Genomic DNA, 12,875 nt, shown 5'->3' with positions numbered 1-12,875 from the left:
TCGACAGTTGCCGAGCAGTCCGATCTGACGTTAAGGACGAGGTCCAGCCGCGTCAAGCTTGGCCCACACCGAGGTGAGCCAACGACGCCAGACACCTATCACTGTCCTGTCGGCAGGACAGCAAGCGCACTCCGAGACATTGTTAACCGGGAATTATGAGATGGTGCCGTAGTGCCGCGAGCGGTTTACTCATCGCCTTTACGAAACACCCGAGAAGGGGCGAAGGTTATCGGAATGCAGCAGTATGAGAGCCTCGCTAGGACAACACCGGAAATACTTGATCCCCCCAGCGCGCCGATCCCTTCGAAAGCCGAGCCCGTCACCGCGCGGATCGCCCGCCGTGCCAGAGCGGAACCTGACCGCGCAGCGGTGGTGCACGGCGAACGGAGCCTGAGCTACGCCGAACTGTTCGCCCGCGCAGGCGCGCTCGCCGCCATTCTCCGGTCCCACTCGGTGGGGCGCGATGTACTTGTACCGCTGTGGCTCGATCGCTCACCCGAGCTCGTCATCGGCGCGCTGGCGACCTGGCTGGCCGGCGGCGCGTACGTCGGCATGGATACCAAAGAGCCGCCTGCCCGCGCCGAAAGTATTCTTGCCGACTGTGCCAGCCCGGTGGTGCTCACCACCCGCTCGCTGGCCGGCAGCCTCCCACCCGGTGCCCCGCCCGCGATCGTGGTCGACGAGCCCGTCGGACCCACCGGCGGCGGTGTCCTTCCCCGGTCCACACCGACCGGCGGTGACCTGAGCTATGTGACGTTCACATCCGGTTCGACTGGGCGGCCCAAGGGCGTCCTGGTGGAGCAGCAGGGTGTCGCCGATCTCGTGGACTGGTACGTAGACACCTTCCGGATCATGCCTGGTGACCGGATGCCGCAAGTGGCCCGCCCGTCATTCGACGGATGGGCGTTGGAAGTATGGCCGTGCCTGGCGGGCGGCGCGACCTTGTGCGTCACCGAGCGGCAGATTCCCGATTCCCCGCAGGACTTCGTAGACTGGCTGTGCCGGCAGCGGGTGTCGGTCGGCTTCTTCACGACCGCACTGGCAGTGCAGCTGCTGCGGGCGCGCTGGCCTGCCGATGGCGGATCGATGCGGGCGATGCTGCTCGGCGGCGAGAAGCTGCACGCGCCGCCCACCCCTCATCCCCCATTCCGGCTCTACCACGTCTACGGGCCCACGGAAGCCACCATGCTGGCCACCTGCGGGGAAATCCGCGCCGACGCGGCCGCCGACACACCACCACCCATCGGCTATCCGCTTCCCGGCCTCACCGCTCATGTGCTGGACAGCGAACTTCGCCCCGTCCCCGACGGCGAAGCGGGGGAGCTTCACCTCAGTGGCGCGGCGGTCGCCCGCGGCTACCTGAACCGAGCCGATGAGACCACGCAACGCTTCCGCGAAGATCCTTATGCCGCACGGCCCGGCGTCCGGATGTACGCCACCGGTGACCTCGTAGCGCGGCTCCCCGACGGCCGGCTCGCCTTTCTCGGCCGCACCGATGATCAGGTGAAGCTACGCGGTTTTCGGATCGAGCCGGGTGAGATCGAGAGATCCCTGCTCGCCGTGGCGGGCACTGCGCTGGCCGCCGTCGTGGTGCACGAACCCGGCGGCGGAGCCACACGGCAACTTGTCGGCTACTGGTGCGCCACGGACGAAACTCGCGCTCCCAGCACGAGCACGCTGCGCGATCACCTGACCGCCGTGCTGCCGCAGTACATGATCCCGCACGCGTTGGTCCAGCTCGACGCGCTGCCGGTGAACGCGCACGGCAAGATCGACCGCCGAGCACTGGCGACACGGCCACTCCCGGCAGATGCCGGCTCCGCGGGCGGCGAGACGCCCTGCCTCGGCCCGACCGAGCAGCTTCTGGCCAAGCTCTGGGGCCGGGTTCTCGGCCAGTTCCCGGCGAGCCGGGACGACAATTTCTTCGACCTCGGCGGCGACTCCCTGCTGGCGATGCGCCTGGCGGCCGACGCGAAACGCCACGGCCTGCACCTCAACGCGGAGGACATGTTCGAAACCGACGCGCTCTTCGAACTCGCCGATCTGCTCGACAGGCGCGCAGCCACGGGGCCCCTCGCAGGTGACTACCATGCGTAACGAGATCATGGATGCGGAGCACCACGCCTTCCGAGAGCTCGCCCGCGCCTTCATCGCCAAGGAGATCACACCCCACTACCCGAGCTGGGAAGCCGCGGGCCGGGTCGACCGCTCCGTCTGGCGCGCGGCGGGGGACGCCGGACTGCTCGGCATGGACATGCCCGAGGAATACGGTGGCGCGGGCAACCCGGACTATCGCTTCAACGCGATCCTCGCGGAGGAACTGGCGGCTGCCGGAACGTATGCGCCCTGCCTCCCGCTGCACAACGAGATCGTCGGTCCCTACCTCCGTACTCTGACGACCAAGGAACAGAAGGAACGCTGGCTGCCCGGTTTCTGCGATGGATCCCTGATCACGGCCATTGCGATAACCGAGCCGGACGCGGGTAGTGACATCCAGGCCATGCGGACCACGGCGATCCGCGACGGGGACCACTGGATCCTCAACGGGAGCAAGACGTTCATCTCCCATGCGCACACCGCCGACCTCTATCTCACGGTCGCACGCACCCAGCAGGGACAAAGCCGAGGGCAGGCGGTGTCCGCGAGCATCTTCGTCGTGGAGCCGCACCGCGCCGGCTTTTCCCGGGGACGAACACTCGACAAGGTCGGCATGACAGCCTTGGACACCGCCGAGCTGTCCTTCCAGGATGTAGTGGTCCCCGCGGAGAACCTGCTCGGCAAGCCGGGTCGCGCCTTCGCCTACCTCATGCGCAACCTGCCGCAGGAACGACTCTGGATCGCCGTTTCCGCGCTGGCCGCCGCCGAAAGGGTTCTCGAGGACACCCTGGAATACTGCCGACGACGTGTCGTCTTCGGCCAAGCGGTCGGACGGCACCAGCACAACCGCTTCGTCCTCGCCGACCTCGCCACCGCGCTCGCCGTGGCCCGTAGCCACACCGACCGTGCGCTGACGGTACACAACGAGGGGCGTCTCGGCTCCGAAGACGCCGCGATGGTCAAGTGGTGGAACACGGAACTCTGTCAGAACGTCGTCAACCGCTGTCTGCAGCTGCACGGGGGATACGGCGTCATCCGCGAGAATCCGGTCGCGCGCGCCTTCCTCGACACCCGGGTGCAGACCATCTACGGAGGGACGACCGAGATCATGAAAGAGATCATCGGTCAGTCGCTGATCTGATCGTTTCCGCTCGGCGGCACAGGAGGGGGAATCAGCCATGCCACGAACGCATCCCTGGTACCTGGTCTTCAGGCCCTGCCCAAACCCGTGGCTGACGCTGTACTGCCTTTCCTGCGCGGGTGGGAGCCCGTCGATGTTCCGGCCCTGGATCGACCATCTCCCCCAGGGAATAGAACTGCGTGCTGTACGGCTACCGGGCCGGCCGGGCCGCCACAAGGAAACACCGTTGACCGACATCGACAGTGCCGTCGAGGCACTGCTCGATGGCCTTCAACCGGAACTCGCCGGTCCCTATGGTTTCGTCGGCCACAGCATGGGCGCGCTACTGGCCTACGGTATGACGCTGGCGCTACGGCGGCAGGGCTCGTCCTTGCCGCGGATACTCGCGATCGCCTCGTTTCCGCCGCACGGCGCTTCACCCCAGGTAATGCCTGACCCCGAAGACGATGACAGGGCGTTCATCGCCGACCTCCGCAGGCTCGGGGGCGTCCCCGGTGAACTGCTCGCGGACCCGCCGATGCTGGCACGCGCACTGCCAACACTCCGCGCCGACTTCAGTGTCTGCCGCAGCTATGTGTACCGGCCTGTGCCTCCGTTGCCCGTGCCGGTGATCGCCTTCAGTGGTGACGCGGATCGAGTGACGCCGGCCGAGACGTTGAAGCCCTGGCACGACGAGACAACGGACTTCCGTGGCCTGCACCTGTTCCCTGGCGGCCACTTCTTCCTCTTCGATCACGTCCCGGCATTGGCAGACCTGGTCGTCCGCGCGACAGCGGGCGACGCATGATGGGTGGTCCTCCACCTGCGGCAGCCGCGCGCATCCCCCTGTTCCGCGATCAGCGCGGCGGACCGGTCCAGGCGGACGGGCACGCGATACAGCGGACAACCTCATCCGCTGTGTCGCGTGATCCGGTATCCGTTCTCGTCTGCCGTCACGGCGCCGCGCCGGCGGAATCGGTCAAAGCGACGCGGGAGCGCTGGGCAGTACCGCCGAAACGGCTGACGATGCGTAGCGGCAGCACCCGCATCCCGAGCCCGAACAGCCACCACGGCGGCCAGGCCGGGACACACGCTCGCGCGGGCTCGTGTTCGATCACCTTGGCAAGCGCACGGCAGCCACGCTCGAAATCGGCCACCAGCGGTCCTTGGGCGGTCTGGGTTTCCGAGCGGATGTAGCCGGGCAGCAGGGTGGTCACCGCGATCGGTGTGCCCATCAGGTCAGCACGCATGCCTTCGCCGAGGGCCAGCACCGCGGCCTTGCTGGCAGCATAGGTGGTCAGGTTCTGCGGGAAGGCACGCAGCGCGCACACCGACGAGATCAGGACCAGGTGCCCGGCGCCGCGAGCGCGGAAGATCTCCAGTGCTGCCTCGCACTGGGCGAGTACGGCGGTGAAGTTGGTCTCGGCGGTACGCCGGTTCAGTTCGAATTCGCCGGTGCCGACCGGCCGGCCGCGGCTGCTCCCCGCGTTGACCACGATCCGGTCCAGTCCCCCTGGCTCGGCGGCGAACTCGCCGAATACCTTGAACACCGCCGGGTGGTCGGTGACGTCAAGGGTGCGCACCGACACCGAAATTCCCGGATACTCCGCCAGCAGTTCGTCGCGTAGCTCCTCCAGGAGGTTCTGCCGCCTCGCGCACAGCGCGAGGTCGCGGCCGCGCCGGGCGAACTCCCATGCCATCCCGCGGCCCAGCCCGGCGCTCGCGCCGGTGATCAGGATCCGGCGTCGCATCAGGCAACCCCCGTCCACTTCGGACGGACCGGCGACTCAGGAAGATCGAACGCCGCCCGCGCGGCGCGGATACACTTGCCGCCGCTGGCGCAGCGCTCTTCGTCGGTCTTGATCGTCACTCGCATCACCATGTCACCGGCAGCCTTTCCAGTCCTACTACGATCAATCCGGTTGTGATCTTCAGTTCATGCGGAGCGACCACCCGAGCTTTCTTCGTACCGCGGCGAAACTCCGCTTGTGCCGCCACGCGCCCGGGGTGCGGCGGTGTCCTTCTGGGCTATTGGTCGCATCACCTTGTATCGACCGTTCCTTTGAATTCCATTCTAGAACCCGACGCCCCTTCTCTCCTACCGCAGCCGCTCCATGAGCTCGGCGACCGCCCTGCAGCCGGTGGCCTCGTGCGTCGAGAAATGTGTCTGTACCGCGGCGCGTACGTCGGCAGGCTGCTCCTGGCTGAGCTTGAACATGCCCTCGGCGCGCGAGATGGTGAACTGGAAGGCGCCAACTCCCGGCAGTAGCTTGTCGAAATATCCGATCGACCCGGACATGTCCCAGCCGGCACCGAACTGTGCTTCGAAGATACGGACCGTGGACTGGACGACATCCATCGTCTCTTCCCTCGACTCGATCCTGCGGAGCACACCGTGGACATGCACCGCGGTATAGTCCCAGGTGGGCGCGGCGGGGTCGTTCTGATAAACGGTCGGCGACACGTACGCGTTCGGCCCGATGAAGACCAGAACGGACTGGGTGCCGCCGGCCAACGCTTCCCAATGCGGGTTCGCTCTGTTCAGGTGACCGAGCAGGACACCCCCGGCCAGCAGGTCCGGCCCCGCGTTCAAGGGAAGTTCCTTCGGAATCAGCGGAAGATGGGTCACATAGGGACCAGTCGCGGATTCACCACTGGTCACCAAAAGAGCGAATGGATTCCTCCGAATGATCTCGACCATCCAGCTACCGGCCGGCGGACGATACTGCATCGGCACGTACATCGTCGCCACATCCCATCCAGCTCACCCTCGACACTGATCACGATATTAACAACGCGAAACTCGTCGATGTCAAGCAAAGGTAACCGGCGCATAATCCCAATATTATTGACATCGGAACACCGCCAGTATGTCCTGCCGACAGGACACGAAGGAACACGCTCGGGATGTTTTCCGGATCGACCGGATATACACTGGGAAATGCAAATCCATCCGAAGGAGGCAATGGATGACCAGCGCGACGCACTACCCTGCCGGACACAAGGAGACAACAGATCTCTTCCCGAACGCGCGGCTCCAGTTCATTCACGGGGACACCATGACCTTCGCCAGGTGGGAGTTCGAGGAAGGCGCCAAGGTCCCCGCGCACAGTCATCCTCACGAACAGATCACCCACTGCCTCGAGGGCACCCTCGAGCTGACCATCGACGGCAGGAATTTCGTGCTCCAGCCGGGCGAGACCATCGTCATTCCTGGCAACATCGAGCACGACGCCTCCGCCCCCAATGGCGCGAAGGGAATCGACGCGTTTCAACCGGTGCGCGAGGACTATCGTTTCTGATCGAAGGGCGGCAGCATGAAGAGCAACTCGCGAACGCTGCGAATTCACACGCTAGGCCCCACCGGCACAAACTGCGAAGCGGCCGCACATTACTATCTTGAACAAAATGACTACGAGGACGGCAGCGTCACGCTGTACGACACACTCGAGGACGCGGTGAAGTACGTTCTCGACGAGCCGGATAACAGCGCCCTGCTCGGCTGCATAGTCTACCCACAGTTGAACGACATTGTGTTTCGAAATCTCGCTTCGCTGACACTGCGGGAATGCTTTATAATGCCGACACATCGCATGGTCTTCGCCAGGCCTGTCGACGGACCGGAGGTCGGCCCGAGAGCCACGGTTCTCTGTCATCCCGCTCCCGTACAGCTTCTCGACGGCAGGGACCTCGACATCCGATTCGCGACAAGCAACGCGGCCGCCGCGAGCCAATGTGCGGCAGGAGAGTCGGACGCGTGTATGACGACGATCGTCGCCGCCGAGGCGAACAAGCTCGAAGTTCTCGAGGACTTCGGCCCGGTGCCGATGGGTTTCAGCATTCATGTACCGCATAGGACCGCGTCATGACCTCTGGTCTGTCGGAGCTGAAGGCCCTCAGCGTCAGCGACGAAGCACCGCTTGGCAAAGTTTTCGAGTCGGCGAAGAGCATCATGCTTGAGCGCGGCATCTCCACATGCGCGATCGCGGACGTACTCGACAAGCTGGGCATCCCGAACACCGTGTTGAACCCGGGCCTTCACCGCGTCTCGGGTGGCGAGCCCCTCTTCTTCGGAGCCGCCGTTCCGGTCAGCTGGGTTCCGCAACGCAAGGGCCCCCGTATCACCGACCCGTTGCCCAGTACCTGGTCGGCGGTCCGTGACTTCCTCGTGCCGGAGATCACCGACGGCCGTGGGCGCGTCTACGTCGCCGGTTCCGGCCCCATAGTCAGAGACGCCGCCCTGGCAGGCGGGTTGTCGTCCACCTACCTCATCGAACAACTGGGTTTCGAGGGAATGGTGCTCGGCGGCGCGATCCGCGACCGTGGTCTCATCGAGAAAAGCCAGCTACCTGTCGTGGCAAGCAACTTCGTTCCCACTGACACCCAAGGCGCCTTCCGCGTCGACGCGGTCAACACCGCGTGTGTCATCGACAACGTCACCATCCGGGCCGGTGATTGGATTTTCTCCGACGGAAACGGCACCGTTGCAGTGCCGTCGGTACTGCTGCACGAGGTGCTGTCCGCGGCAGCCGCCACCGAACACACCGAGCAGCAAATTCTCCGGCGAATCCGGTCGGGTGAACGGCTACCCCAGATCATCGACGAAGTGGGACAGATCTGAGTCCCCGACGCGTAAAGCAGGTGTACATGCGCGCGGTCGCGGTATATCGACACGGTGGCCCCGAGGTGCTGACGCCGGTCGAATGGACCACGCCGGTGCCGGGGCCCGGCGAAGTTCTCGTCGATGTCATGCTCATCGGCGTCAACTATCACGAAACGTACGAGCTCAGTGGCCTTTACCCTCGCGAGGTACCTTATGTTCCCGGCCGGGAGCTGGTGGGAACCGTAGCCGCACTGGGCGACGACGTCGACGGCGTCACGGTAGGTGACGCCGTCGCCACCGTGGACGTGCCGGTTCCCGGCGCCTACGCCGAACAAGTCGTACTGCCCGCACACCGGCTTGTCCTGGTACCTCCGGGCATTTCGGCCGAGCAGGCCTGCGCTGGCCTGCTGCAGGGAATGACAGTGCGGCTGCTGACGCACGACTGCCATCCGGCACGGCCTGGTGAGACGGCGCTGGTACACGCCGCGGCGGGCGGTGTCGGCCTGCTGCTCACGCAGATGCTCAACCAGCTAGGCGTCCGGGTCATCGGCACGGTTTCCACCGCCGAGAAGGAAAAAGCGGCACGCGAGGCCGGTGCGCACGACATCATCCGATATACGGATGTCGACTTCGTGTCCGAGGTCCAGCGGTTGACCGGACGAGCGGGGGTCGATGTCGTCTACGACGCGGTCGGCGACACCACGTTCGACGGAAGCCTCGCTTGCCTGCGCCGGCAAGGAAAGCTTGTGCTCTATGGTCAGTCGAGCGGCAAGGTGGGGCCCGTCGACGTGTCCACAGGCCCCCTGCGCTCCAAGGTGCTGACTCGGCCTTATCTCCCGGATTTCATCGTCACCAGGGAAGAACTACTCAAACGAGCTGAAATCGTATTCGACTGGATGGGGAACAACCAGCTGAACGCACACATAGAACGGAGATATCGGCTCGAGAACGCCGTCACCGCGCACAGGGATCTCCAGGAACGGCGCACCATCGGGAAGTTACTACTGACTCCACAGAGATAGTGGGTATCAAGCGTGAGCGGTTCAGATGGTGAGGCACTTACATCCGCGGCGACCGTCAGTGCAGGTACTGGTGGTCTTATCCAGTTGTCCGCTGCGGCCGCACGACAAGAGATCGATAACATCGACATCGGGATAGTCAACTTGTTACGCATACGTTTTGATATTTCCAAGCGTATTCAGCAGGCTCGTCTCGACTCGGGTGGCGCACGGACAGACCCCCGCCGGGAAGCCGACATCAAGCGGGTGTACCGATCCTTCTTTGGAGAACCCGGGGAAGAGGTTGCGGATGCCGTCCTGCGACTTTGCCGGTCCTGACCACACTGGTAGGCGTCATGAACAGCCACATGGATGAGCCGGCAACGCGGCGACAGCCTTCGGCGGCACAACAGCCGGACTGGCCGGATCCCGGCAAGCTGTCCGAGGTGGTACGAACACTGGAGCGTCTTCCGTCTCTGGTATCACTGACTGACTGCGATGCACTACGCGACCGGCTCGCCGCTGTCGCCAGGGGCGATGCGTTCCTGTTCCAGGCCGGCGACTGCGCCGAACTCTTCGCAGCGTCGCAGGTCGAATCGGCCGAAGCGAAGATCAGGTGCCTCGCGGATATCGCGACGGTCCTGACCGCTGTCTCGGGTCTGCCAATCGTCACCGTCGGCCGCATCGCAGGGCAGTACGCGAAACCACGTTCGACGCCGACCGAGACGAGAGACGACGATGTGCTGCCGGCCTACCGCGGCGACGCGGTGAATTCGATACAGTTCACCGCCAAGGACCGTACCCCGGACCCACGGCGTCTGCTCCGCGCATACCGCGCGTCGGCGCGCACCCTGCTGGAGATCCGGAAATTGCAGGCTCGCGAACCTGTACTGCGCCGCAGGCTCGGCGGTAACTGTTTCACCAGCCACGAGGCTCTACTGCTACCGTACGAAAACGCGCTCACGCGCACTGACCCGGCCAGCGGGCGGCGATACGGCGCCTCCGGTCATCTACTGTGGATCGGCGAGCGGACCAGGCAGATTTCCGGCCCGCATATCGCATTCGCGGCGCGCGTGTGCAATCCGATAGCGGTCAAGCTGGGGCGTACGGCGACTCCCGGTACGATAGCGCAGCTGGTGGAACGACTCGACCCGCAGCGGCAACCTGGGCGACTCACCTTCATCACCCGGTTCGGCTCCGACGCCGTGCGGGAAATGCTCCCGCCGCTGGTCGAGGAAGCACTCGCCGTGGGTTCTCCGGCCGCGTGGGTGTGCGATCCGATGCACGGGAACACGTTCGTGACACCGGAGGGCCGCAAGACCCGACGGCTGGAGACAATACATGATGAAATACGTGGATTCTTCGAGGTCCACAAGGAGCTGGGGACAATCCCTGGCGGCCTCCATCTGGAGGTGACAAGCAGGAACGTGACCGAATGCATCGATTCCGGCTCTCCGGTTCGAGTGGACGATCTCCACCGCCGATACGAGACGGCATGTGATCCGCGACTGAATCGCGACCAGGTGCTGAGGTTGACCTACGGAACAGCGCCATTGATCAATTCCACCGGCTGGATCAACCCGCGCGCTGGAAACCAGCCCGGCTCACGGGATTCGGCAGGCTCGCTGGTAACTCACCCAAGGCCAGGAAGGTTGTCATGACGGAACACCACAAGTACATTATTGTCGGCGCCGGCCCGGCCGGCTTGCAGCTGGGGTACTTCCTGGAGCGCAGCGGCCGCGACTATCTCATTCTGGAGAGATCCGCGAGAGTCGGCAACTTCTTCCACAAGTATCCCATCCATCGAACCTTGATCTCGATCAACAAGAAACACAACTTTTTCAAGGAAGAGGAATTCAACTGGCGACACGACTGGAACTCCCTCCTGTCCGATGATTCGCGTATGCGCTTCACCGAGTACACGGACGAACTGTTTCCCGACGCGGACGTCTACTGTCGCTACCTGAGCGACTTCGCTACCCGGTTCTCGCTCCGGATCCGGCACCAGACGGAGGTGACGAACATATCGCGTCCCGAGAGGGACATCTTCCGGCTGACGACGGCGACTGGGGAGGTCTTCACCTGCGACGTTCTGCTTCTGGGCCTCGGAGCCGCCGAACCGATGATCCCCGACGAAATCGAGGGGATCGAGCTGGCGACCGGCTACGAGGACGTGACACTCGACCTCGAAGCTTATCGAAACAAACGCGTCGGAATTATCGGTCAGGGCAATTCGGCGTTCGAGACGGCGAAGTACATAGCCGGTTCGGCGGCTATCGTGAACATCCTGGCCAAGGGCCCGATACGGTTCGCCTGGGACACCCATTACGTGGGTGACCTCCGAGCGATCAACAACGAAATCTTCGACCTTTACCAGCTCAAGAGCCTGAATGCGGTGCTGAGTCCGCGCCTGAGGAAGATCGAACAGACTCCGACCGGGACTCTGGTGACAAGCCACGAGTACGACTACCCGACCTCCTCCATCCCCGGAACCCTTCAGCTCGACCGCGAGTACGACATCATCATCCGCTGCTGCGGATGGCGCTATGTGCCGGAGAGCATTTTTTCGCCAGACGTCATGCCGGAAACCTGGGACAGGGGGAAATATCCTCGGTTATCTCCGACGTGGGAGTCCGCCAACGTGCGGAACCTCTACTTCATCGGTACTGCCATGAACGGGAACGACAAGAAGTCAGCCTCGGGATTCATTCATGGTTACCGGTACAACGTTCAGGTGCTTTCACGCCTGCTCGAGGAGCGGTACGAAGGTGTTCCTTACCCCAGGAAGATCATCGAACCGTTCGCGTGGGACACATTCGCAGATTACCTCTACGAGCGCGTGAGCGTGACGGCCGCGCTGTTCCAGTTGTTCGGAACCCTCTGTGACGTCATCACTGTCGCCGGCGACGGCCGCCTCACGATCATGCAGGAACTCCCGCTCGCACACGCCGATCGGATGGACTTCGGCGAAGATCACGTCTTCACTCTGACACTCGAGTTCGGGTTCCACCACTACTCGGAATCCGCCGTCCAATTCCTCGGGCCATCCGACCCGAATCACCCCGATTGCACAGCTTTCCTGCATCCGGTGATCCGCTATCGTCGGGGAACGGCCCGCGACGAGTTCCACTTCGGCGACTCACTCCTCGCCAGATGGGATCGTCCGCACGGCCATGGCGGCGCTGTCGTCTCGTACCATCTCGACTTCCAGCGTTGGATGTGCGGCAAGCTCGGAATCCCGGCGCCGCAAGCCGACGCGCGGCCCGATGGCCCGTTCCGGCCGTGGACGCCCGAGGAACACGCCGCCTGGACGGCCAAGGAGAACGCCGCGGAGCGAGACGAGCCGACCTGCCAAAAGACGCTCAGGACAGACGCGGCGCCGCGGAGACTGGACCGAGCAGGCGACCCGCGAGGCTGACGCTCGCGGGATAGTCACGGATCAAGTCGGCGAGGATGGCGGAGTGCGCGCAGCGCGGTTCGGCACGCGGCGGCGTGTACAGACAGTCAGGCCGCCCGGGCAGTCAGTTCACCGTTCCAGTGACCGTGAATATGCTGAACGGGTCGGCCTTCGCCCCTGCGTGGACGAGGCACTCGGCGATTCTGTTCAGCGAGCGCCACCGACACCCGCGACGCGCTATGGGCTCCTCGTCCCGATCAGCTCGGTGATCCGGTCGCCCGAATCGTGCGGCCGCCGCGCGGTGACGGCCCTTGGCGGGCCCCCGGACGTCCGAGCCAACGGCCTGGGCGGCGACGGCCGGATCGATGCGGGTTCATCACCGCGACGGCATACCTCCTCGGGCTCGACCAGGATGACACCGTGCACCTGCTCGTGCGGATACGGCATTCCGCACGAGCAGGGCGAACACCACGAGGCGCCGATTCCGGCGTCCCGTGGGGTGCGTTCAGCGATTCGACGCTGATTCCACTTTTCGTACGATCGAGCACACCCATCTTTCCCGCACACGACACCGTATGGCAATTCCCGAAGCGTGACACCGTTCTGCGGAATAGACTTCCGACACCCAAACGTGCCCCTCTACTTGCTCGACCGACTTGA

The 12,875-nt window shown here is 64.3% G+C and carries 12 protein-coding genes; 10 read left to right on the top strand and 2 right to left on the bottom strand.

Going from position 1 to position 12,875, the window contains the following annotated elements; genetic code table 11:
* The first annotated feature begins 171 nt into the window (after positions 1-171).
* The 3 genes from ACFW0G_RS09190 to ACFW0G_RS09180 are packed head-to-tail and all read left to right on the top strand — an operon-like array spanning position 172 to position 4,025.
* Positions 172-2,097, top strand: a complete 1,926-nt coding sequence (locus tag ACFW0G_RS09190) for an amino acid adenylation domain-containing protein (RefSeq protein ID WP_378324374.1) — start codon at positions 172-174, stop codon at positions 2,095-2,097.
* Entirely contained in the window at positions 2,090-3,238 is a 1,149-nt protein-coding gene (locus ACFW0G_RS09185; protein WP_378324373.1) for an acyl-CoA dehydrogenase family protein, read from the top strand. The genes ACFW0G_RS09190 and ACFW0G_RS09185 overlap by 8 nt, the downstream gene beginning before the upstream one ends.
* A 37-nt stretch (positions 3,239-3,275) precedes the next feature.
* Positions 3,276-4,025, top strand: coding sequence for a thioesterase II family protein (locus ACFW0G_RS09180; RefSeq protein ID WP_378324371.1), 750 nt, complete (start codon positions 3,276-3,278; stop codon positions 4,023-4,025).
* Positions 4,026-4,170: 145 nt separating this feature from the next.
* On the opposite strand, the gene ACFW0G_RS09175 is transcribed toward ACFW0G_RS09180, so the two are convergent.
* Together ACFW0G_RS09175 and ACFW0G_RS09170 are read right to left on the bottom strand one after the other, a co-directional pair.
* The gene (locus tag ACFW0G_RS09175; RefSeq protein ID WP_378324370.1) at positions 4,171-4,968 is read right to left on the bottom strand and encodes an SDR family oxidoreductase; all 798 of its coding nucleotides are present in this window, start codon (positions 4,966-4,968) and stop codon (positions 4,171-4,173) included.
* Positions 4,969-5,315: 347 nt separating this feature from the next.
* Positions 5,316-5,960, bottom strand: coding sequence for an FMN-binding negative transcriptional regulator (locus ACFW0G_RS09170; RefSeq protein ID WP_378324513.1), 645 nt, complete (start codon positions 5,958-5,960; stop codon positions 5,316-5,318).
* Between the two features lie 226 nt (positions 5,961-6,186).
* Between ACFW0G_RS09170 and ACFW0G_RS09165 the strand changes: the two genes are divergently transcribed.
* The 7 genes from ACFW0G_RS09165 to ACFW0G_RS09135 are packed head-to-tail and all read left to right on the top strand — an operon-like array spanning position 6,187 to position 12,236.
* On the top strand, positions 6,187-6,519 hold the full coding sequence (locus tag ACFW0G_RS09165) for a cupin domain-containing protein (protein WP_378324369.1): 333 nt from the start codon (positions 6,187-6,189) through the stop codon (positions 6,517-6,519).
* Between the two features lie 15 nt (positions 6,520-6,534).
* Entirely contained in the window at positions 6,535-7,086 is a 552-nt protein-coding gene (locus tag ACFW0G_RS09160) for a hypothetical protein (protein WP_378324368.1), read from the top strand.
* Positions 7,083-7,838, top strand: a complete 756-nt coding sequence (locus ACFW0G_RS09155; RefSeq protein ID WP_378324366.1) for an RraA family protein — start codon at positions 7,083-7,085, stop codon at positions 7,836-7,838. Before ACFW0G_RS09160 ends, ACFW0G_RS09155 begins: the two co-directional genes overlap by 4 nt.
* 26 nt (positions 7,839-7,864) lie before the next feature.
* A complete protein-coding gene (locus ACFW0G_RS09150) occupies positions 7,865-8,842 on the top strand; it encodes a quinone oxidoreductase family protein (RefSeq protein ID WP_378324365.1) in 978 nt (325 codons plus the stop codon).
* Positions 8,843-8,854: 12 nt separating this feature from the next.
* Positions 8,855-9,157, top strand: a complete 303-nt coding sequence (locus ACFW0G_RS09145; RefSeq protein ID WP_378324364.1) for a chorismate mutase — start codon at positions 8,855-8,857, stop codon at positions 9,155-9,157.
* 17 nt (positions 9,158-9,174) lie between these two features.
* On the top strand, positions 9,175-10,479 hold the full coding sequence (locus ACFW0G_RS09140) for a 3-deoxy-7-phosphoheptulonate synthase (protein ID WP_378324362.1): 1,305 nt from the start codon (positions 9,175-9,177) through the stop codon (positions 10,477-10,479).
* A complete protein-coding gene (locus ACFW0G_RS09135; RefSeq protein WP_378324361.1) occupies positions 10,476-12,236 on the top strand; it encodes an NAD(P)-binding domain-containing protein in 1,761 nt (586 codons plus the stop codon). The genes ACFW0G_RS09140 and ACFW0G_RS09135 overlap by 4 nt, the downstream gene beginning before the upstream one ends.
* The last annotated feature ends 639 nt before the right edge of the window (positions 12,237-12,875 follow it).

It is taken from the genome of Amycolatopsis sp. NPDC058986, assembly GCF_042741125.1.
In the GTDB taxonomy this organism is placed as follows: domain Bacteria; phylum Actinomycetota; class Actinomycetes; order Mycobacteriales; family Pseudonocardiaceae; genus Amycolatopsis.
Note: the sequence above shows the minus strand (reverse complement) of the source record. Positions and strands in the feature narration are given on the sequence as shown.